Annotated in this window: 33 protein-coding genes; 30 read left to right on the top strand and 3 right to left on the bottom strand. The window is 64.6% G+C overall.

The window, feature by feature from the left end:
• Positions 1 to 39: 39 nt before the first annotated feature.
• Entirely contained in the window at positions 40 to 192 is a 153-nt protein-coding gene (locus CXZ10_RS21475) for a hypothetical protein (RefSeq protein WP_180335877.1), read from the top strand.
• A gap of 212 nt (positions 193 to 404) precedes the next feature.
• Here the strand turns inward: CXZ10_RS21475 and CXZ10_RS06070 are convergent, their stop codons facing one another.
• Positions 405 to 842 (bottom strand): YbjQ family protein, encoded by a 438-nt coding sequence (locus tag CXZ10_RS06070; RefSeq protein WP_244617060.1) that lies wholly within the window; start codon positions 840 to 842, stop codon positions 405 to 407.
• A gap of 101 nt (positions 843 to 943) precedes the next feature.
• Positions 944 to 1618: a LexA family transcriptional regulator gene (locus tag CXZ10_RS06065; RefSeq protein ID WP_101288171.1), complete on the bottom strand. Its 675-nt coding sequence runs from the start codon at positions 1616 to 1618 to the stop codon at positions 944 to 946.
• Positions 1619 to 1880: 262 nt separating this feature from the next.
• Here CXZ10_RS06065 and CXZ10_RS06060 point away from each other — a divergent pair, with 262 nt between their 5' ends.
• The 3 genes from CXZ10_RS06060 to CXZ10_RS21320 are packed head-to-tail and all read left to right on the top strand — an operon-like array spanning position 1881 to position 2739.
• On the top strand, positions 1881 to 2216 hold the full coding sequence (locus tag CXZ10_RS06060; RefSeq protein WP_180335876.1) for a helix-turn-helix domain-containing protein: 336 nt from the start codon (positions 1881 to 1883) through the stop codon (positions 2214 to 2216).
• Positions 2216 to 2386 carry a hypothetical protein gene (locus tag CXZ10_RS21470; RefSeq protein ID WP_180335875.1) on the top strand — a complete coding sequence of 57 codons (171 nt, stop codon included), beginning with the start codon at positions 2216 to 2218 and terminating at the stop codon, positions 2384 to 2386. The genes CXZ10_RS06060 and CXZ10_RS21470 overlap by 1 nt, the downstream gene beginning before the upstream one ends.
• A gap of 2 nt (positions 2387 to 2388) precedes the next feature.
• Entirely contained in the window at positions 2389 to 2739 is a 351-nt protein-coding gene (locus CXZ10_RS21320) for a hypothetical protein (RefSeq protein ID WP_143741478.1), read from the top strand.
• On the opposite strand, the gene CXZ10_RS06050 is transcribed toward CXZ10_RS21320, so the two are convergent.
• A complete protein-coding gene (locus tag CXZ10_RS06050) occupies positions 2708 to 3070 on the bottom strand; it encodes a hypothetical protein (protein ID WP_101288168.1) in 363 nt (120 codons plus the stop codon). The genes CXZ10_RS21320 and CXZ10_RS06050 overlap by 32 nt on opposite strands.
• Before the next feature lie 152 nt (positions 3071 to 3222).
• On the opposite strand from CXZ10_RS06050, the gene CXZ10_RS06045 reads away from it, so the two are divergent.
• From CXZ10_RS06045 to CXZ10_RS05915, 26 genes are all read left to right on the top strand, one after another.
• On the top strand, positions 3223 to 3561 hold the full coding sequence (locus CXZ10_RS06045; protein WP_101288167.1) for a Thoeris anti-defense Tad2 family protein: 339 nt from the start codon (positions 3223 to 3225) through the stop codon (positions 3559 to 3561).
• 79 nt (positions 3562 to 3640) lie between these two features.
• The gene (locus CXZ10_RS06040; protein WP_101288166.1) at positions 3641 to 4486 is read left to right on the top strand and encodes a ParB N-terminal domain-containing protein; all 846 of its coding nucleotides are present in this window, start codon (positions 3641 to 3643) and stop codon (positions 4484 to 4486) included.
• 2 nt (positions 4487 to 4488) lie between these two features.
• The gene (locus tag CXZ10_RS06035; protein WP_101288165.1) at positions 4489 to 4947 is read left to right on the top strand and encodes a phage regulatory CII family protein; all 459 of its coding nucleotides are present in this window, start codon (positions 4489 to 4491) and stop codon (positions 4945 to 4947) included.
• Positions 4944 to 7157 carry a DDE-type integrase/transposase/recombinase gene (locus CXZ10_RS06030; protein ID WP_101288164.1) on the top strand — a complete coding sequence of 738 codons (2214 nt, stop codon included), beginning with the start codon at positions 4944 to 4946 and terminating at the stop codon, positions 7155 to 7157. Before CXZ10_RS06035 ends, CXZ10_RS06030 begins: the two co-directional genes overlap by 4 nt.
• Complete coding sequence (locus tag CXZ10_RS06025) at positions 7154 to 7906, top strand: AAA family ATPase (RefSeq protein WP_101288163.1); 753 nt, start codon at positions 7154 to 7156, stop codon at positions 7904 to 7906. Before CXZ10_RS06030 ends, CXZ10_RS06025 begins: the two co-directional genes overlap by 4 nt.
• A 1-nt stretch (position 7907) precedes the next feature.
• Positions 7908 to 8477 carry a MarR family transcriptional regulator gene (locus CXZ10_RS06020; protein ID WP_101288162.1) on the top strand — a complete coding sequence of 190 codons (570 nt, stop codon included), beginning with the start codon at positions 7908 to 7910 and terminating at the stop codon, positions 8475 to 8477.
• Positions 8474 to 8875, top strand: a complete 402-nt coding sequence (locus CXZ10_RS06015; RefSeq protein WP_101288161.1) for a transcriptional regulator — start codon at positions 8474 to 8476, stop codon at positions 8873 to 8875. The genes CXZ10_RS06020 and CXZ10_RS06015 overlap by 4 nt, the downstream gene beginning before the upstream one ends.
• Entirely contained in the window at positions 8872 to 9120 is a 249-nt protein-coding gene (locus CXZ10_RS06010; RefSeq protein WP_101288160.1) for a hypothetical protein, read from the top strand. The genes CXZ10_RS06015 and CXZ10_RS06010 overlap by 4 nt, the downstream gene beginning before the upstream one ends.
• Complete coding sequence (locus tag CXZ10_RS06005; protein WP_101288159.1) at positions 9117 to 9833, top strand: helix-turn-helix domain-containing protein; 717 nt, start codon at positions 9117 to 9119, stop codon at positions 9831 to 9833. The genes CXZ10_RS06010 and CXZ10_RS06005 overlap by 4 nt, the downstream gene beginning before the upstream one ends.
• Positions 9826 to 10371: a host-nuclease inhibitor Gam family protein gene (locus CXZ10_RS06000; protein WP_244617061.1), complete on the top strand. Its 546-nt coding sequence runs from the start codon at positions 9826 to 9828 to the stop codon at positions 10369 to 10371. The genes CXZ10_RS06005 and CXZ10_RS06000 overlap by 8 nt, the downstream gene beginning before the upstream one ends.
• On the top strand, positions 10358 to 10543 hold the full coding sequence (locus CXZ10_RS05995; protein WP_101288157.1) for a hypothetical protein: 186 nt from the start codon (positions 10358 to 10360) through the stop codon (positions 10541 to 10543). The genes CXZ10_RS06000 and CXZ10_RS05995 overlap by 14 nt, the downstream gene beginning before the upstream one ends.
• Before the next feature lie 186 nt (positions 10544 to 10729).
• On the top strand, positions 10730 to 11146 hold the full coding sequence (locus CXZ10_RS05985; protein WP_101288155.1) for a hypothetical protein: 417 nt from the start codon (positions 10730 to 10732) through the stop codon (positions 11144 to 11146).
• On the top strand, positions 11143 to 11814 hold the full coding sequence (locus tag CXZ10_RS05980; RefSeq protein WP_101288154.1) for a regulatory protein GemA: 672 nt from the start codon (positions 11143 to 11145) through the stop codon (positions 11812 to 11814). The genes CXZ10_RS05985 and CXZ10_RS05980 overlap by 4 nt, the downstream gene beginning before the upstream one ends.
• Before the next feature lie 2 nt (positions 11815 to 11816).
• Entirely contained in the window at positions 11817 to 11999 is a 183-nt protein-coding gene (locus tag CXZ10_RS05975; protein WP_101288153.1) for a hypothetical protein, read from the top strand.
• Between the two features lie 2 nt (positions 12000 to 12001).
• Entirely contained in the window at positions 12002 to 12220 is a 219-nt protein-coding gene (locus CXZ10_RS05970; RefSeq protein ID WP_101288152.1) for a hypothetical protein, read from the top strand.
• Between the two features lie 2 nt (positions 12221 to 12222).
• Positions 12223 to 13110: a ParB N-terminal domain-containing protein gene (locus CXZ10_RS05965; RefSeq protein WP_101288151.1), complete on the top strand. Its 888-nt coding sequence runs from the start codon at positions 12223 to 12225 to the stop codon at positions 13108 to 13110.
• Entirely contained in the window at positions 13103 to 13411 is a 309-nt protein-coding gene (locus tag CXZ10_RS05960; RefSeq protein ID WP_101288150.1) for a hypothetical protein, read from the top strand. The genes CXZ10_RS05965 and CXZ10_RS05960 overlap by 8 nt, the downstream gene beginning before the upstream one ends.
• A complete protein-coding gene (locus CXZ10_RS05955) occupies positions 13408 to 14124 on the top strand; it encodes a methyltransferase (RefSeq protein WP_101288149.1) in 717 nt (238 codons plus the stop codon). Before CXZ10_RS05960 ends, CXZ10_RS05955 begins: the two co-directional genes overlap by 4 nt.
• Positions 14117 to 14344 (top strand): hypothetical protein, encoded by a 228-nt coding sequence (locus CXZ10_RS05950; RefSeq protein ID WP_101288148.1) that lies wholly within the window; start codon positions 14117 to 14119, stop codon positions 14342 to 14344. The genes CXZ10_RS05955 and CXZ10_RS05950 overlap by 8 nt, the downstream gene beginning before the upstream one ends.
• On the top strand, positions 14341 to 14613 hold the full coding sequence (locus CXZ10_RS05945) for a hypothetical protein (protein ID WP_101288147.1): 273 nt from the start codon (positions 14341 to 14343) through the stop codon (positions 14611 to 14613). The genes CXZ10_RS05950 and CXZ10_RS05945 overlap by 4 nt, the downstream gene beginning before the upstream one ends.
• Positions 14610 to 14987 (top strand): helix-turn-helix domain-containing protein, encoded by a 378-nt coding sequence (locus CXZ10_RS05940; RefSeq protein WP_101288146.1) that lies wholly within the window; start codon positions 14610 to 14612, stop codon positions 14985 to 14987. Before CXZ10_RS05945 ends, CXZ10_RS05940 begins: the two co-directional genes overlap by 4 nt.
• Positions 14988 to 15111: 124 nt before the next feature.
• Complete coding sequence (locus CXZ10_RS05935; protein WP_101288145.1) at positions 15112 to 15831, top strand: TIGR02594 family protein; 720 nt, start codon at positions 15112 to 15114, stop codon at positions 15829 to 15831.
• Position 15832: 1 nt separating this feature from the next.
• A complete protein-coding gene (locus tag CXZ10_RS05930; protein ID WP_180335873.1) occupies positions 15833 to 16108 on the top strand; it encodes an NAD(P)+ transhydrogenase beta chain in 276 nt (91 codons plus the stop codon).
• Positions 16105 to 16677, top strand: coding sequence for a hypothetical protein (locus CXZ10_RS21465; protein WP_180335872.1), 573 nt, complete (start codon positions 16105 to 16107; stop codon positions 16675 to 16677). Before CXZ10_RS05930 ends, CXZ10_RS21465 begins: the two co-directional genes overlap by 4 nt.
• A gap of 3 nt (positions 16678 to 16680) precedes the next feature.
• Positions 16681 to 16899 (top strand): TraR/DksA C4-type zinc finger protein, encoded by a 219-nt coding sequence (locus tag CXZ10_RS05920; RefSeq protein ID WP_101288144.1) that lies wholly within the window; start codon positions 16681 to 16683, stop codon positions 16897 to 16899.
• Positions 16896 to 17198 carry a DUF2730 family protein gene (locus CXZ10_RS05915; RefSeq protein ID WP_180335871.1) on the top strand — a complete coding sequence of 101 codons (303 nt, stop codon included), beginning with the start codon at positions 16896 to 16898 and terminating at the stop codon, positions 17196 to 17198. The genes CXZ10_RS05920 and CXZ10_RS05915 overlap by 4 nt, the downstream gene beginning before the upstream one ends.
• Position 17199 lies beyond the last annotated feature (1 nt).

The raw sequence follows: 17199 nt of genomic DNA, 5'->3' as shown, positions 1-17199 counted from the left end.
CTGCACAACAAGAACCGACGACCAAGACGAGAAGCAATCATGAGCGATTTGTCACAGGACGCCGTCAAGTGTCCGTTTATCCGGTGCCGTCATCCGGTGCCGCGCGCCTGGAGTGAGGGATGCGCCTCGAGCTGCTTCCTCATGCGCAAGGAGCGCCGGCGGATCACCGTCCGCCACACCTACGAGTTCTGAGGCAGATGTCGATTGCCCTGACCGGCAGGTCCGTCAGTGTAACCCGCAAGAACACATGGCACTTGGCGGGAATATCCGGGAAAAGGCGGGAAGAGCTGGGAAGGCGTTGAGGGGAAAGAAAAAAAGCGGATAGAGGCGACATTCCACCAGCTGGGTGGCGCGCAAGATCAAATGGCACCTCACGTCGACGACATAGACGCCTGGCGTCGCGGTCAGTCGCCGAGGGAAACGGCGGTGCCGGTGGCCGAGACGAACAAGATGCCGCCGCCGGTACCGGTTGCCACCGAAGCCTCGCTGTAGGCGAATCGGACGCCGATGACGGCGTCGGCGCCGATGCGAAATGCTTCCCGCCGCAGCTCTGCCTGGCACTGCACTCTCGCATCGCGCAACGTCGTTTGAACCGTGTTTGAACGCCCTCCGAACGTATCGCGCCAAGCGTTGGCTATGTCCTTGAAAATGTTCACGCCGATAGCAACCTCGGCGCCGACAATGTCGACGATCTCGCCAGTCTCCCGCCCAGGAATGTCGAACGCCGTCGTAAGTATGACTGACGAGGCCGCTTTATCGAGCGAAACGACCGAAACATTGGCGGCTCGATCGCGGTTCAATGCCATACGATCGCGATCAATCGCTTCATCGTCGACCTGCATGGAGGCTATGTTACTGCAATATATACAAATGTCGCCTCTCATCACCTCAACTTGGCGTGTCTGACCGCATTTAGGGCAAATCGGCATTTTGACCTCACACTCTAGATGCTGCGCCCGAACCAGCGCACCTGGCCGACGATCTTGAGCGCGGCGGCGTCCGTCGCCGAGATCTTTTCGGGCGGATAGACGGGGTTGTCTGACACGACCTGCAGAGAGCCATCATAGCGCGGCTGAATGCGCTTTACGAACACCCGATCGTCGACACTGACGGCAAAAATGGCGGATTCCTTGACGCTTTCAACGGTCGTATCGAGCAGAACCAGGTCGCCGTGCTGCAGCGTGGGGGCCATGCTGTCGCCGCGCACGATGAGCAGCCGCGCCGTGGAGGCTGACAGGCCCATTCTGGTCAACATACTGGCCGGAAACGCCAGAATTTCCGCCAGATGTTCCTGCTCGGTCAAAGCATATCCATCGAGCCTGCGAACAACAACCAAGCCGGATATCCCTGCATCGTCGATGCGGTATCGCGCCTGATCCTCGCGAAAGCAATGGTCTTCTGGGCGCATCTCTCCCCGCCCGGCGATGAGCCACTGAAGGGAGATACTCAAGGCGTGGGCAATCTCGGCTGCATACTCGGCGCTGGGCACCGACGGCTTTGCCGAAAGCCAGTTTCTGATTGTCGACTCGCCAACCCCCGAGCGCCTCGACAGCTCAGGGACTGTGACGTCTTCCGCGTCCAGTGCCAACCGTAACCGATCGGCGAAAGAGTGCGCCATTGTCCAAACTCTGACGAATGGTCAGAGTCCCTGATCAGGTCGGATACCGAAAAACCGTGTGAAACATCAAACTATTGTCGATTTGCGCCCCTGCCGGTCGCTTTCCGAACTCTGACGCCAATCTTTTGGTGTCCAAGTATTGATGTTTCGCCAAAATTCTGCGATAACCGCTCCAACGACGTACCGCTTCCGATCTCCAACCGTAGAGCGGCACGCCAAGAAAACGGGCGGAGAACCGCCCGTCGGTGAAATAGGAGCAGTCATGCCCGAGGTTTGGACCTCACCGGACATCAAGGCGGAGCTGGCGAAGAGGGGCTACACCCTTGCCGCCATCGATCGCCTTGGCGACGGGCAGGAACCACCGCTTTACAGCGGCGCTGCCCGCCAGGCCCTGCGGGGTCTCAATTACCGCGCAGCCGTTGTGATCTCGCGGATCCTCGGCGTGCCGATGCATGAGCTCTACCCGGGCATGTATCTGACTGCCCGCGCTGGCCGGCCGGAACCCGATAGGTCAGCGCTGACTGATCAATCTCACAAAACGGTCGGGGAATCGAGGCAATCACGTACAACCGCTGTTGACAGTGCGGAGGCTGCGTAATGGCCCCGATGTCAGAAATCCGTATCCCTCATGACATGCTGCGCCGGCGCATCGTCGACGTGGTGCCGTTCTGCCTGCGCGACTTCTGCGGAGCGCTGGCCACGGCGCTGCTCGGCGCCGGCGTGACGAGCTGGTTGATCGCTGCCGCCAGCCAGAGCCTGGGAGGGTGATCTTGGTCAATCAGCCCGGCCTCGCCGATCTCGCCTGCAGGTACCAACGCGAAGCTCATCTCGTGGCCGCAGAGGCGATGGACCTCCGCATTGCGCTGGCCCGCATGGGCTGCCGACCCACCGAAGAACAAGTGCTGATGTCGCGCCGCTTCGACGAGGCAGCGAAGGCCGCTGCCGATCGAGCTCAGGCGGCCCTGCAGTTCCTTCTTTTCCAGCAAGACGACTTCGTGCGGCCGAAGGAGCGCCGAGCCGCTGGGCGACGGATCGTGGAGGCTCAGAAGGAAGGGTATCGGCGCATCTTGAGAAGCGAACTGCGCCGCGTCAGCCATCCTCTTTATCAACCGGCGGGATGAGTTCAGCTATGAGTTCGTTCGTTCGCGCCGCGATGACCGCACCGAAGAGACGCTCATCCGCATTGGAACTGGGCATCGCCGCGTTCGACTGCTCCTGCAGGGCCAGGATCTTCTCTCGGAACTTGCCAATCGAGAAGTCCGGAACGGTCTCGTGCAGCTCGATCAGCAGCATCGCGAAAACGAAGTGTTCCGTGGACTCGAGACAGTCGGCCACCGTCGTATCGGGTTCGAAGTTGCGGTGTTCCTCGAGCTGTCTCTCCAACTCGTCAACTCTCTCCGTCAGCCGCCGCACTTGCGTGCGTAGCGCGGCGATCTCCCGGCTTTCAGCCATTTCCATTCCCCCTGCAAACACGAGTTGAGCAGCTCGATTGTAGGGGGATCGCGTCACCTGCGGAAGTGGTGAGGAGCCAGGCGGCGGCAGCATTCCTCCCAGACCTGGCCGCCAGGTTGTTCCGGCCTGGCGGCCCTTTTCAGGAGATCGAGATGACCTTTCAGGAAGCACTGCAGCTGATGCTGGATGGCAAGGCCGCCTGTCGCCATGGCGACAACAATCATGAACTCATGATGTTCGTGAAGGGCAGCATCGACAAACCGGCTGCGGAAATCGAGTTCGACAAGCACTTCAGTTACGCCGGCACCTGGGGAATTCCTCTCAGGTATTTCCAGCCCGGCGACACGGACACTGTGACGCGGCTGCCCCGCTTCGACGCCAGAACCAGAAATGGCCAGATGGTCACCGGCTGGACGCCGTCCGCGACCGACCTGCTCGCCGATGACTGGTACGAAATTGTCCCAACCTCCAACAGCAAGGCCGCCGCCTGACGCTCCGGCATCCGGCCCAGGTGCCCGCCTCGGCCGGTCCCCCGAACGCCAGTTGGAAGCGTGTTTGAAGAGGGTGGAAATGCAGGTTCAGAGCATCAAGATCGCCGATATCGACCGCAGCAAGGCGCTGCGCGCGATCAATCTGGATTGGGCCCAGGCGCTGGCCGATGAGACACGCGAGGCCGGCCGGCCGCAGTGGCAGCCGATCGAAGTTGTCGCCCTGGAAAAGGGCTATCGGCTGATCAAGGGCAATCAGCGCATCGAGGCGACCAGGCTGCTCGGCCTCGACGAGATCGAGGCGCGGGTGTTCGACCTGGCCGAGTTCCTGGACGAAGCGGAAATCCGGCTGCGCGAGATCCGCTCGCGCATGCTGACCTACCCGCTGACGGCGCTCGACCGGGCCATTCATCTGATCGCCTGGAAGGAGATCTACGAGACGGCGAATGCTGTCGATCGGCGCGGTGGAAAGCGGCGAGGAATCGAGGCGCAGACCAATTCGCAGGATTTTGCGAAAAGGTTCTCGCTCGCAGCGGCGAACGTCCTGCAGATCTCCGAACGCTCGGTCCAGAACGCGATCAAGGTTGCGAAAGGCCTCTCCGAGAGCGTGCGCCGGCGGATATCGGCTCACCCGCTTGCCGACAACATGACCGAGCTGCTGCAGCTCTCCGGCGAGACCGTCGATCGACAGGAGAAGATCGTCGGACTGATGCTGTCCGACCCGCCTGCGGCCGATGGCGTCGCCGAGGCGATCGCCATCATCGATCGGATGCCGGCACCCCGCCAGCTCGAGCTTTGGGAGCGGACCAGCGCCAGCCTCATGCGGCTGCCCGACACCCAGCTCGACCGGGTGTTCGAGAGCCTGGCGCCGAAGATCATGGCCTGGATGGCACGCCAGACGAACAAGTCGGGCAAGAAGGCCGCCTGACGATGCCAAAACGCCGGCCAGTTGCGGCCAACCTCGACCTCTTCAAAGACTATCAGCCCGCGCCGGTCGTCGAACGGTACGTGGAAGGGTCGGTGCGGGCCTACGATCTCGCCGGCCGCCTATCCAAAGCAGTGGCGAAGACCCTTGAGGAAAGCGGCATGGGCCGCGCCGAGGTGGCGAAGGCGATGGCCGATCTCCTGCAAGACGACATGAGCAAGAACATGCTCGACAACTACGCCTCGCAGGCCAAGGAGCACGTTATCAGCGCGTTGCGCTTGTTCGCGCTGGTCGCGGTCACAGGTGATCCCAGAGCGCTCAACATGCTGCTCGCGCCTGCCGGGATGATCGTCGTGCCGGCCAAGTACGAGCCGTTGATCGAGCGCGAAATCGCCAAAGAAGAGCTCGACCGCCTGCAGCGCAAAATAAACGCGGCCGACGCCGCCTGGAGAGCTGGGAAATGACCGTCCAATCCCGCCCACTCGCCCAGGAATGGTTCACCGCCCGCGAAGTCGCCGAGCTGAAGCTGCGCGACCTGCCAACTTCCGAAAGTGCCGTCGTTCGGTATGCCGCTAGGAAAGGCTGGAACGACGATCCGGCACGTTGCCGCAATCGCACCGGCCGGGGTGGCGGGCTGGAGTACCACCTCAGCCTAATCCCGACGCTGGCCTGGGCCGATTATCACCAGCGGACCATGACGGTCGGCGCCGTGGAGCCGATCCGCCCGCAGCCGGCGCTGCCGACGCCGGAGACGGACCGTGCCAGGACCGCGCAGGCGGCGCGCATGGCTATTCTGACAGCCTGCGAGATCTATGCGGCGGGCATCAACCTAACCAAAAAGGGCGGCTATCGCTCGTTCGAGTTTGCCTACAACTGCGGGCAGGTCCGCGTTGAAGACTGGGTGCGAGAAGAAGTGCCCAAGGTCAGCGCCCGCACTCTGTTTCGGTGGCTGGCGGACGCCCGCGAGGGCAAGAGCCTCGGTGTCGATCGAGCGCTCGCCCGCCAGGGCAAAGGCATTCTTGAAACGGCCAACGGCGGGCGGGCCAAGGCCTTTGTCCTCGGCCTGATCGCCCACCAGCCCGGCATCAAGGCCGAGCGCATCCAGACGCTGCTCTCGGACGAGATGGGCGGATCGCTGATCGCCGCTGATGGCACGGTCCGGCCCATCCCGCCCGTTCGCACGATCCAGAACCAGGTCAAGATATGGCGCACCACGGAAGCGGTGGCGCTTGCCAAGCTTTCCGATCCCGACCGCTACCGGTCAACCATGGAACCCAGCGGTGTGGGCATGTTGCGCCACGTCACCGCGCCCAACCAGCTGTGGATGATCGACTCGTCGCCGCTCGACGCCGTCGACGCCGAGGTTTCCCGCCCGACCGTCTATGCCTGCGTCGACGTCGGCCCGCGCCGGATGATCCTCTACGTGTCGAGGACGCCTCGGGCTGCGGCCGTTGCGATGCTGCTGCGCAAAGCACTGCTCGCCTGGGGCGTGCCCAAGGAAATCAAGACCGACAACGGCAGCGACTTCGCCGCCGAGGACACCAAGCGGCTGGCCGCCGCTCTCGATATCGAGCTGAAGTATTCAGACGCCTACTCGCCGAAGCAGAAGGGCCACGTCGAGCGCGCCATCAAGACGATGCAACACGGCCTTGCCGAGCTGCTGCCTGGCTACGTCGGCCATAACGTGGCCGAACGGAAGCGCCTGGAGGACAGGAAGGGATTCGCCCAGCGCCTCGGTGCCGAGACGGCCGAGTTGTTCGGCGCCAGCTACACCATTGCCGACATTCAGAAGGCGGCCGACCGCTGGATCGAACTCGTCTACGAACAGACCCCCCATTCCGCGCTGAAGGGCAAGACGCCGGTCGAGGCCGCGCGCCAGTCCGGCATTGTCATCCGCACGGTCGACGAGCGCGCGCTGGACGTGCTGCTGATGCCGGTCGCCAAGGGCGGCGGCTACCGCAAAGTCACGAAGTTCGGCGTCCAGATCGGCGAGTACCACTACCAGACCATCAAGGCGCTCCCTGGCGATCGCGTGATGGTGCGCATGGATCCGAACGACCTCGGCGTCGTCTACCTGTTCGACGAGGCGACGGGTGCTTACGTCGAGCTGGCGGTCTGCCCCGAGCTTCGCGGCATCGATCCGGCCGAATACACCCGGATGGTCAAGCAACAGCGCGCCGCGCTGTTGAAGGACAAGACCGACCCGATCCGCGCCGAAGTGCGCCAGCTGACGTCGGGCGTGCCGATGATCGAGCGCTACCTCAACGAAAAGGAGCGGCAGCTCCGCAGCAAGGGCGGCGCCGATATCGTCCAGTTGCCGACCCGCACGATCGAGCACGTCACCCCGGAAATCGCTGCCGCGCTGACGGCCGCAACCGGCGAAGCGCCAGCGACGCCGACCGAGGAACCGCTGGCCGCGCCGCCGGTACCGGCCGAGGTCATCGCCTTCCCGCCGCGCCCGGTACCGGCCGGCACGCGCCCCACCTTCAAGACCGACCAGGACATGGCGGCCTGGCTGCTCGCCAACCCTGCCGTCGTCACGGATCGCGATCGGAGCTTGATGGCCGATCGCCTGCGCAGTTGGACGTTCCGCGAGCTGTGTTCAGTCGCCGGCGTCGACGTCGATGCGCTCTCCACCCTCATCAAGACCCACCAGCAAGAGGCCAAATCGTGAGAAACACCTTTGTGCGGCTGTCCAACACGGCCGCGTTCATGAGCGGATACGAAGTCGTCGAGCGGCGCGGCGCCGCAGAAAACTGTTTCATGGTGGTGGACGGCAAGCCGGGCTACGGCAAGACCTCCACGGCTCAATGGTTCGCCATTTCCAACAACTTGCCGTTCATCCGCGCCAAGCGGGAGTGGCGGCCCTCCTGGATGCTGCGCGAGCTGCTCGAAACGGTGCAGACGGCGCCGGCGCACTCCTACGAGAAGATCTTCCAACAGGTGATCGAGGCCATGGGCAAGCGCTCGGCCATCGCCGCCGTCGAGGACAAGCCCTTCGCCATCATCGTCGATGAGGCCGACCACGTTGTTGGTTCGTCCGCGCTCATGGAGACGCTGCGCGACATTTCCGACCTGGTCGAGGTGCCGATCCTACTGATCGGCATGGGAAGAATATCCGCCGGCATCAAGCGCTTCCCACAGATCGCGAGCCGCGCCGAATCTCACGTCGAATTCAAGCCGCTGACCTTGTCGGATACGCGGGCTTTGGTCGAGCAGCGCTGCGAGGTGCCGATCGACGGCGACCTCCTGCAGCTGCTCCACGACAAGGCGGAAGGCTACGCCCGCGAAGTGCTGACCGGGCTCGCCGCCATCGAGCGCACCGGCAAGCGCCTCGACCATCCTGTGACGGTCGCCGACATGGCGGGTCAGGAGCTGCTGGTGCAGCGTTCGACTGGCCACGCCTTCACGGTGAGAGGCTAACATGCCCTCACGCCAAATGCCTGTGGTCAATGCCCTGCAAGGCGGCGCTTGCCTGACAACGGCCGCGCTGGCGGAGCTGACCGGCCTTAGTGATCGCGACGTCGCCAAGGCGTGCTGCAGCCTGGTGTCGCGCGGCTGGGTCGTGCGGCGCGAGCGTGGCTGTTTCGAGATGTCCGCTGTCGGCGAGAAGGCTATCGCGGCTGGGGGCATCATCACCAGCGGGCCCACCGGGCCGCTGACGCAGGCCGAGCCACGCCGACCGCGCCGCCAGACGGTGCGCGACAAGATGTGGACGACGATGCGGACTCTGAAAAAGTTCCGGATCGCCGACCTGGAGACGCTGGCCGGCGCCACGCGCGACAACGCGCAGCGCTATGTCGGTGCCTTGGAGCGGACAGAGTTTCTGTCTCGCCTGCGGCCGGAGCCCGGCACGGCTCCGACGTCCAACGGGTTCCGCCGTTGGCTTCTCGTCCGCAACAGCGGGCCGGATGCGCCCGTCTACAAGGCGGAAGCCGGAGAGGTCTACGACCGAAACACGGGCATCGCCTATCCGATTGGAGGTGCGCCATGAACCGCGGCCCCATCCCCGGGCGGTCGAAGACCGACTTCGTCGCCGCGTTGCGCGCTCGCGTCGGAGAGCCGGAGGACTGGCTTTTGGTGTTGGCCGAGGAAGCAACCCGCACCGGCCTCAATGCCCTGGCCATGCGGATCAAGGTTTCGGCCGGCACGCTTTCGGCGGTGCTCTCCGGCACCTATGGCGCCAAGCCGGACCGCGTCCGGGAAGCGGTGCGCGGGGCCCTGATGGGCGTCACCGTCGAATGCCCGGCGCTCCACCAGGAGATCGGCCGCGAGACCTGCATCAAGCATCAACGGACGCCACTTTCGACGGCGTCTCCGTCCTCCGTCCGGCTCTACCACGCCTGCCGGAATGGCTGCCCGCACGCCACTATCGAAGGAGACCAGTCGTGATCGAGCACAAACTTTCAGACTGCCTGCGTCAGGTGCGCGACCAGTTCGCGCCCTATTGCGAGCATGGCGTCACGATGCCGGCAGATGCCGTGCGTGATGTCGTCTCGCACCTCAGCATCTTCGCGACCGCCGCCGAGCGACTGGAGGGGGTGACCTTCGAGAAGTCGGTGGGCGAGATCATCACCCTGCGCGCCGACGAGTACAGGCGCACGGTGCCGGTCGAAGTGGTTGGGGGGATATCATGAGCACTACCCTTTCCGTGGACGCCGTCGTGCGGACAGTTAGCGGCCTGACGGGTGTTTCGCGGCGCGACATACTGTCGCACCAGCGACCGCCGAACATGGTTCGCGCTCGGCACATGGCGATCTATCTCGCCTGCACCTACTGCTCGCATCTGTCGTTGCCGCAGATCGGCCGGCTGATGGGCGGCCGGGATCACACGACGATCATACACGCCCGTAACAAGCTGCAGCGTCAGGTCAACGACGCGGGCGAGTGGCCGGAACTGATCAAGGCCAAGGCCTTGATCGAGGCAACGATCCTAACTCTCGCGAGGATCGGCATCAGCACCCCGACCGACGCCGATCCCTTGGAAATCGCCGGCCGCGCTATCACTGACCACGGTGTAGCACGCATCACATACGACGAGATCAGGGCCATGGCCGAGTTCATCGTCAACGTGGTGGCGAAGGACCAACTGATCGTCGAGACGGACGATTCCGACCAGGTCGAACTGCCCGACACCGTGGCGCGTGGCGTGCTGCGGGTCATCAAGGCGCAAAAGACGCTGGAAGATGCGAAGTTCGGACCGGGCGAACTGTCGGCCAAGCGCGCGCTCGATAGCGAGATCGATGCGTTGGCGGCCCTCTACGAGGCCAGCTTTGGGCCGATCCCCGTCACGCAACCCACCTTCAAAACCTCTTCCAACGCCCCTCGAAAGGAGGCTCATCTTGGCTAAGTCTGCCCGCCAAACCACCCGCGCCGCCAACATCTCCGTGCCGCAGAGCCGCGAAGAGGCGACGCAAAGCCTTTCCCGCTACGGCCTCCTGCAGCGCGAGATCGGCCGCATCCAGGCCGGCCTCGACGACAAGATCACCGCCCTGAAGGAGGCGGCGGAGGCCAAGTCGACGCCGCTGCAGGAGGAGGCTGCCCAGATCATGGAAGGCCTGCGGATCTGGTCGGAGGCGAACCGCGCGGCCCTCACCAACGACAACAAGGTGAAGTTCGTCGATCTCGGTACCGGCAAGATCAGCTGGCGGCTTCGGCCGGCCAAGGTGACGGTGCGCGGCACCGAGGCGGTGCTGGAGGCTCTGCGCCGCCTCGGCCTCGGCCGCTTCATCCGCACCAGCGAGGAGATCAACAAGGAAGCGATGCTCGCCGAGGCGGATGTGGCTCGCACGGTGCCCGGCATCACCATCGGTTCGGCCGGCGAGGACTTCGTGATCGAACCGCTGACCAGCCCGCTGTCGACGGGAGGCGCCGATGCTGCCGCCTGATGTCGAGCCGATCGACCGGCCGCGCCGGGGCGACGGTGCCGGAGTCGCCCTCGCACTGATGGCCGCCCTCAGCGGCGGCGTCATGGGGTGCGGGATCGGCTTCGTTCTTGGGTGCGCCTTCGGCATCCGCGTCGGGCTCTTCGAACTGATGTTTGGGTGGATCTGGCGATGAGTTTCGCAAGCCGCTCTCTCCCTCCCGAATCCGAGGATCCGCCGCCCTCGCGGCGGGACCTCCTCCTGATGGAGCGCGAGGCACTTATCCCGCTAATCCGCCCACGCATGCGCACCGAGCGACAGCTGCGCATCCGCCGACGGATTGCACTGCTCACGAAGCAGCTGATGCAAGAGGAGACCCGACATGGCTGAGGACTTTCGGCCCGGTACGTTCGACGGGGCGGCTGCTTGGGCCACCCTGGCGCCGGATCAACAGGCCGCGATCGGCGCGCGGGCGCTGGAGTATGTGGTCGCCTGCGAGGTCCAAAACTTCACGGCTATCGCCAATGTGCCGCTCGCCTGGGCTCGGGCCGGCGAGGCGTCAATCGACGCCGCCCAGGCCGAGCTGGAGGCCTGCGTCGATACTCATGTCGGCCAGGAGCGCATGTACGACACCGCCGGGCGGCCGCTCGTCCCCAGCGTCGTCGGCATGTTCTGCAGGCGTTGCGGCTGCAGCCAGTACGACGCCTGCGACGGCGGCTGCGACTGGGCCGAACCCTACCTTTGCACTACCTGCGCGGACCCCAAGGCGGACGACGCGAGCGAGGTGGCGATATCATGACAACTCTAGCCGCAACATCCGATCAGATCCGCGCCCTGCAGGCGACCCGGCGGAAGGCCGGCATCGACGACGATGCCTGGCACGTTCGCCTCGGTGAACGCTATGGCGTGACCTCGACGAAGCACCTCACCGTCATGCAGGCGAACGCCGAGCTGGACAGCCTCAAAGGGTCGGCGCCGGCACGCCGTCCGAACGGTCGACTGAAGCTCGACGGCCCCTATGCCGGCAAGCTGCAGGCGCTTTGGATCGGCGCATGGAACCTCGGCATCGTCCGCGATCGCGACGATGCGGCGCTGATCGCCTTTGTCAGGCGGCAGACCGGCATCGACCATGTGCGTTGGGTGCAGGATGCCGAGGATGCCGCCAAGGCGATCGAGGCGCTGAAGGGCTGGATGGCGCGCGAAGCCGACGTCGACTGGACGGCCGTGAAGACCGCACCCGCTTGGTACAACAGCCCGCAATATCGGGTCGTGATGGCCCAGTGGCGCATTCTCTGCGCCCTCGATCGACAGCGCTCCGAGCCCAGGTGGAGCCTGTTCACCACCGTCGACGCCTTCCTCGCCACGACGCTCGACGAAGACTTCGCTTTCCATACGGCGTCCCAATCACTCTGGCGGCAGGCCATGAACCATCTCGGCGGGCTGATCCGCAATCTGAAGGGGGCCTGATCATGCGCGATATCGTCCTTCGCCTCACGAACAATGAAGCAGCTCTCATCTTCGTCATGCTCGAGGAACTTGCGCTGCCGACGGTCGCGGGGGAGTCCGACGAGAGGAAGGCGATCATCAAGCCTGTTCTCGATAGCGCCATGAAGAAGCTCAAAACGCCTCTGAAGCGCAGGAAGGTGATCTGACCATGCAGCCGCAAAGGATCGAGTTCAACCTGTCAGATGACGTCTACGGCCGCTCCACCAAGCTCGTCTTTCAACGTCTCTACGACGGCAAGATGGGCTGGACCATTACCCGCGATGCCATCAGCCAACTGGACGAGCCCCAAACCGTCAGCCTGCTGACCGACACGCAGCTGAAGGAAATCGGCGCGATCGCCGAGCAGTTTGGTCGGAAGGGAGCCTGACGATGCGCGTCATCGAAACTGCACATATGTCGCCTCCGCCGGCCGTTGATCCAGGCCCGGCGCCGATGCTCGACTGGTTGCCTCTGACCAAGCTGGTCATTGACGACGACTACCAGCGCACGCTTGGCATCGGGAACTGGAAGGCAATCCGAAAGATCGCAGACAACTTTAGTTGGTCGAAGTTTGCGCCGGTGCTTGTCGCTCCCATCGAGGGCGGCGTGTTTGCCGTGATTGACGGACAGCATCGGGCACACGCCGCCCAGATCTGCGGATTTGAGCGCGTGCCTTGCCAGATTACGCAAATGAACAAAGCGGAACAGGCTCGCGCCTTTGCGGCCGTGAACGGGGACGTCGTGAAGGTCACCACCTGGCAGGTTTATCGCGCCGCCATCATGGCGGGCGAGGACTGGGCCGTAGCGATCCGCGACTGTGCCGAGGCCGCCGGCTGTCAGGTCATGACGGGCAACAAGCCCAACACGGCCAAGGCCGCCGGAGAGATCTACTCGATCATGGCGATCGGCGAACTGATCGGCAGCTATGGCGCCGAGCCCGTCACGGCGTGCCTCAAGATGATCAAGGCCGCGAAGCTCTTCGGGTCCTGGCCCGAAAACTGGGCTTACGGGGTCCTCATCCCGGTCATGAAGGCGCTTCTGTCGCGTCCATACGCCATGCAGAGGGGCAAGTGGGTCAGCCGCTTCCTGGACGACGAGCTCGATGTGCTCGTCCTCCAGGAGCAGGCCGGCCGGGAGCTGAGGGCCTTGCGCATGCGCGGCGCCACGCCACCGCAGAAAAAAGACATGTTCGAGGCGCTGGTCGGCGACCAGATCGACAAGGCGCTGGGTGACAAGGCCGAGGCCCCGCCGGCAAGGATAGGGGGCAAGCATGGCTGAGTTCCGCGCTCCCAAGCCCACCGTGTCGCTCAAGACGCGGCGCGGCCACGTCAACTACATGGCGAACATGCTGACGCGGGTGAACAACGACCAGGTCGCGCGCCGCCTGATGAAGGCCGACGAAGCCACGCTGATGGAAACCCACTCGGCGGCAGTGATCGGGACTTTCAACTGGCTGATGGACAACGAGGCGGCGATCGCCGCCTTCATCGCGCTTCCGGAAGAGGACCGCAAGGCCATCCTGGCGGCGCCGGCGGTGGCTGCCGAGGCGGCCAGGAAGGCGATGGAGGAGACGTCGTGATCAACCGCGCCGTCATGAACTCCCGTCTGCCCAGCTCCGACGACTTGGAGTTCTTCCCGACGCCGCCCTGGGCGACGCGTGCCCTTTGCGCCTTCCTCGACAAACGCCGCCTGGTGCGCGGCACGTGCTGGGAGCCTTGCTGCGGTCAGGGCCATATGGTCCACGCCCTGCGGGAGTATTTCGAGTTCGTCGCCGGTTCAGATGTGTTCGATTACGGCAAGGGCTTCCCTGTGGTGGATGCACTCGATCCGGCCACGAAGGTTCCCGCAGTCCAGTGGGTCATCACCAATCCGGCTTTCACCATGGCCGAACAGATCGCCCTGAAGGTGCTCGACGCGCCGACGTTCCCGAGCTTGGCGCTGCTCGTCCGGTCGAACTGGGCGGAGGGCGAGACCCGATTTCACAGTGTTTTTGCGAAGCGCCGGCCGACGTGGATCCTGCAGTTCTCCGAGCGCGTTCCGATGATCGAGGCGGCTTGGGATCCGGAAGCCAGCACGGCGACCGCATACGCCTGGTTCGTCTGGGCACGCGGCCTGCCTTTCGAGCAGACGGTATTCGACTGGTTGCCACCCGGCCAGGAGAAGAAGCATTCGCGCCTTCGCGACTTGGACCTTGCCATACCGGGCGAAGCCGCCCGCCGGCGAGCGGCAAAGGCCGAGGCGGCGTCGGAGCCAAGATCTGGAGATCTTTTCGAGGAGAGAGACAATGGCTGATCAAGAGCGCATGCCGACCCCATGGACGGCGATCGAGCACAAAGAGAGCTTCGAGGTTCGGGACGCTTCGGGTCAGACGCTCGCCTACATCCACTTTGAAGATGAGCTGCAGCGCCGCCGCTCGACACGCCGGATCTCGAAGGACATGGCGCGGCGCCTGGCCTCACAGATCTGCAAGCTTCCTGGCTACATCACCAAGGCTAAGGGGGAGACGCTATGACCATTCGGATCACCGACCATGCTCTCGTCCGCTACCTCGAACGCGTGCACAACCTCGACGTCGAGAGTGTCCGTAACCTGCTGCTCGCTCAGTTGGGGCCGATCGCCGCGGTTGGCGCGACCATGGGCCCGCGTTTTCTGGTGAAGCGGCCGGAGGCAAAGTTCATCTTCCAAGGGCAGACACTGGTGACCGTCATCAGGCACGACCAACTGTTCTACCGGCGCGAGGATCAGCCGCCGGCGCTGCCGCCCGCCGAGGCTGCGCCGTGACGGACGATCGCATTCCTCCTCCCGCGCATGCAGCGCCCTGGGTGAATGTCCTGGGCGAGGCGCTTGCCGTGGAGGTCTTCTTGTCCCTCGGCGGATCAATGATCGACCTCGCATACGCGCCGCGCACGTCGGCCCTGTCTGAAATCGTCGGGATTGACCAGGCGGCCGCTTTGGGCCATGCCCTCGGTGCCGGCAAGATCAAGGTACCGCTGGCAAAACCTTGGGTCAGCCAGGTCCTTTACAGGGACGGGTTGGCACAGCAGGAGATCGCCAGGCGGCTGCATGTCGACGTTGCGACAGTGGCCCGCCAGCTCAAGGCGACACCCGGCGGACGCCGACGACGTTTGGACACACGGCAGATTGAGCTGTTCTAAGGGGGCGGATCCGGCAGCGGTTCCGCCCCCAACGCATTTGCGGGGACGGACCAGCCACGACAATTGATGGAGATTTGATCCCGATGAAACCGCCGTTTGCAGCGGATTTCAAGAGGGGTCAAGAATGGCGGGTGCCCAGAGCTTTGACGCTTGGCTGATCGAGCGCCTGACGGCGCATGGCGTCTACAAGGGCGCTGCCGACGACAGCCACGGCCGGGGCGTCATCGCCGCGCTGAAGGCATTTCAGGTCAAGCGCCACCTCGCGGTGACCGGCAAAGCCGACACCGCCACCGTGGTGATGCTGCGCGCCGACAGCGACGATCCGGTCTCACCGCCGGCCGAGCCGGTTTGGCTGCGCGAGGCGCGGCGGTTCATGGGCCTGAAGGAGATCGCCGGCCCTGCAGCGAACCCGACGATCATGGGCTGGGCCAGGGTGATCGGCGGCTGGGTGGCGGGCTTCTTCAAGAACGACGACATCCCCTGGTGCGGCCTGTTCATGGCTCATGTGATGGGAGCGACGCTGCCCGACGAGCTGCTCCCCTCCAATCCACTGTCGGCCAAGGCCTGGGCATCGTTCGGCCGGAGGCTCAACGTGCCGTCCCTCGGCGCCGTGCTGGTGTTCAGCCGCGAAGGTGGCGGCCACGTCGGCCTCTATGTCGGCGAGACGATGACGGCCTACCGCGTCCTCGGCGGCAATCAGTCCAACTCGGTTTCGCTGACCTGGATCGCCAAGGAGCGCCTGGTCGAAGGCGGGATCCGCTGGCCGACCACCGTGACGCCGCCGATCGGCATCCGCGTGATGCTGAAACCCGACGGTTCGCCCCTTTCCAAGAACGAGGCCTGACATGCAGCGCCCGACCTACTCGACCACCAAGCGCGCGATCTGGCTCAACTGCTTCATGGCCTGGGCGGTGATCGTGCTGCTCGCCTTCGGCGCGGTCACCGGTTCCGACCAGGCCGTTGCCTTCGCCAACATCGCCTTGCCTAGCATGGTGCTGCTGATCGGCGGCACGCTGGGCATTCATCGCCACTACGGTTCCAAGGATTTCGCGGCCAGCCAGGAGCGCGGCGAGCCCGAGCCCCCTTTCCATGCGCGAGACCAGCCGGGAGCCGGGCCATGATTGCGTGGATGACCGGCAAAGCCCTGCCGTTCCTCATCGCTGCCGCCGTGGCGCTCGCGGCGGCGGCCCTTTTCGCCCTCGGCATCGCGAAGCTCAACAGCATGATCGAGACGGCGCGGGAAGAGGCCAAGACGGCCCGCGACGCGTACTGGCAGGGCCAGATCGCCGAGGCCAACGCCAAGGTGTCGGCCGCAGCGCTCTCGCTGGCCCGGATGGCGGCGCAGAAAGACGCGGAACTGGCCGAGGCCGACCGCAAGGTCAAAGACCAACAAGCCGAGATGGAGGCCCAGAATGCGGCTCTGCCTGGCGCTGATGATTGCGGCCTCAGTCGCGATCGCGTCCGCCTGCTCAACGATCCCCGAGCTTCCCAAGGTGGAAGCCAAGGCGACCGTAACGGTGACCGCGCCGGCGGAATCGCGCCGCCCGTGCGCCGCCCCCGTGACCGTGCCCGACCGGGCAATCAGCGAAGCCGAGACGACGGCCCTCTGGGGCCGCGACAGGGGCGCGCTTCGGATCTGCGAGCAGCGCCGGCGGGCGGCGATCGACGCCATCGACGCGGCCGGAGGTGACCCGTGAACGTCGAAGAGCTGAAGCAGCAAGCCGAAGAGCGTGTTGAAGCGGAGCGCCAGAAGCGGATCGACGCGGCCAAGGCCGCCGTGGCAGCGCCGGGCACCGAGAACTGCATCGACTGCGGCGACGCCATTCCGGCGGACCGCCGCATCGCCGCGCCCTGGGCGAAGCGCTGCATCGAATGCCAGGAATTCTACGAGGCGGAGAGGCTCGCCAAATGATGGAAGAACTGAGGATCTGGGCCGGGCCGGCCGCAGCCTTGTTGTCAATGGCGACAGCCGTTTGGGTGCTGCTGACCAGCCCGACCAAGGCGGTTTCATCGCGCGTCGACGATATCAGCGTGAGGTTGGCAAAGGTGGAGAACGACCTGGCCCATCTGCCCGACACCGAGACCTTCCACCAGCTGGCACTCAGCGTGTCCGAAATGCGGGGCGATCTGAAGGCGCTGACAGCACATGTGGAGTCCGCAGCCGCGACCTCGGACAGACTGGAACAGTGGCTCCTCAAGCAAGGCAAGTGAC

The sequence above is a fragment of the Pleomorphomonas diazotrophica genome (genome assembly GCF_002844595.1).
GTDB lineage: Bacteria > Pseudomonadota > Alphaproteobacteria > Rhizobiales > Pleomorphomonadaceae > Pleomorphomonas > Pleomorphomonas diazotrophica.
Note: the sequence above shows the minus strand (reverse complement) of the source record. Positions and strands in the feature narration are given on the sequence as shown.

Coding starts and splice junctions, on each gene's coding strand:
- CXZ10_RS21475 (WP_180335877.1), top strand. CDS start 40: ATGAGCGATTTGTCACAGGACGCCGTCAAGTGTCCGTTTATCCGGTGC.
- CXZ10_RS06070 (WP_244617060.1), bottom strand. CDS start 842: ATGCAGGTCGACGATGAAGCGATTGATCGCGATCGTATGGCATTGAAC.
- CXZ10_RS06065 (WP_101288171.1), bottom strand. CDS start 1,618: ATGGCGCACTCTTTCGCCGATCGGTTACGGTTGGCACTGGACGCGGAA.
- CXZ10_RS06060 (WP_180335876.1), top strand. CDS start 1,881: ATGCCCGAGGTTTGGACCTCACCGGACATCAAGGCGGAGCTGGCGAAG.
- CXZ10_RS21470 (WP_180335875.1), top strand. CDS start 2,216: ATGGCCCCGATGTCAGAAATCCGTATCCCTCATGACATGCTGCGCCGG.
- CXZ10_RS06050 (WP_101288168.1), bottom strand. CDS start 3,070: ATGGCTGAAAGCCGGGAGATCGCCGCGCTACGCACGCAAGTGCGGCGG.
- CXZ10_RS06045 (WP_101288167.1), top strand. CDS start 3,223: ATGACCTTTCAGGAAGCACTGCAGCTGATGCTGGATGGCAAGGCCGCC.
- CXZ10_RS06040 (WP_101288166.1), top strand. CDS start 3,641: ATGCAGGTTCAGAGCATCAAGATCGCCGATATCGACCGCAGCAAGGCG.
- CXZ10_RS06035 (WP_101288165.1), top strand. CDS start 4,489: ATGCCAAAACGCCGGCCAGTTGCGGCCAACCTCGACCTCTTCAAAGAC.
- CXZ10_RS06030 (WP_101288164.1), top strand. CDS start 4,944: ATGACCGTCCAATCCCGCCCACTCGCCCAGGAATGGTTCACCGCCCGC.
- CXZ10_RS06020 (WP_101288162.1), top strand. CDS start 7,908: ATGCCCTCACGCCAAATGCCTGTGGTCAATGCCCTGCAAGGCGGCGCT.
- CXZ10_RS06015 (WP_101288161.1), top strand. CDS start 8,474: ATGAACCGCGGCCCCATCCCCGGGCGGTCGAAGACCGACTTCGTCGCC.
- CXZ10_RS06005 (WP_101288159.1), top strand. CDS start 9,117: ATGAGCACTACCCTTTCCGTGGACGCCGTCGTGCGGACAGTTAGCGGC.
- CXZ10_RS05995 (WP_101288157.1), top strand. CDS start 10,358: ATGCTGCCGCCTGATGTCGAGCCGATCGACCGGCCGCGCCGGGGCGAC.
- CXZ10_RS05985 (WP_101288155.1), top strand. CDS start 10,730: ATGGCTGAGGACTTTCGGCCCGGTACGTTCGACGGGGCGGCTGCTTGG.
- CXZ10_RS05980 (WP_101288154.1), top strand. CDS start 11,143: ATGACAACTCTAGCCGCAACATCCGATCAGATCCGCGCCCTGCAGGCG.
- CXZ10_RS05975 (WP_101288153.1), top strand. CDS start 11,817: ATGCGCGATATCGTCCTTCGCCTCACGAACAATGAAGCAGCTCTCATC.
- CXZ10_RS05970 (WP_101288152.1), top strand. CDS start 12,002: ATGCAGCCGCAAAGGATCGAGTTCAACCTGTCAGATGACGTCTACGGC.
- CXZ10_RS05965 (WP_101288151.1), top strand. CDS start 12,223: ATGCGCGTCATCGAAACTGCACATATGTCGCCTCCGCCGGCCGTTGAT.
- CXZ10_RS05960 (WP_101288150.1), top strand. CDS start 13,103: ATGGCTGAGTTCCGCGCTCCCAAGCCCACCGTGTCGCTCAAGACGCGG.
- CXZ10_RS05950 (WP_101288148.1), top strand. CDS start 14,117: ATGGCTGATCAAGAGCGCATGCCGACCCCATGGACGGCGATCGAGCAC.
- CXZ10_RS05945 (WP_101288147.1), top strand. CDS start 14,341: ATGACCATTCGGATCACCGACCATGCTCTCGTCCGCTACCTCGAACGC.
- CXZ10_RS05935 (WP_101288145.1), top strand. CDS start 15,112: ATGGCGGGTGCCCAGAGCTTTGACGCTTGGCTGATCGAGCGCCTGACG.
- CXZ10_RS05930 (WP_180335873.1), top strand. CDS start 15,833: ATGCAGCGCCCGACCTACTCGACCACCAAGCGCGCGATCTGGCTCAAC.
- CXZ10_RS21465 (WP_180335872.1), top strand. CDS start 16,105: ATGATTGCGTGGATGACCGGCAAAGCCCTGCCGTTCCTCATCGCTGCC.
- CXZ10_RS05915 (WP_180335871.1), top strand. CDS start 16,896: ATGATGGAAGAACTGAGGATCTGGGCCGGGCCGGCCGCAGCCTTGTTG.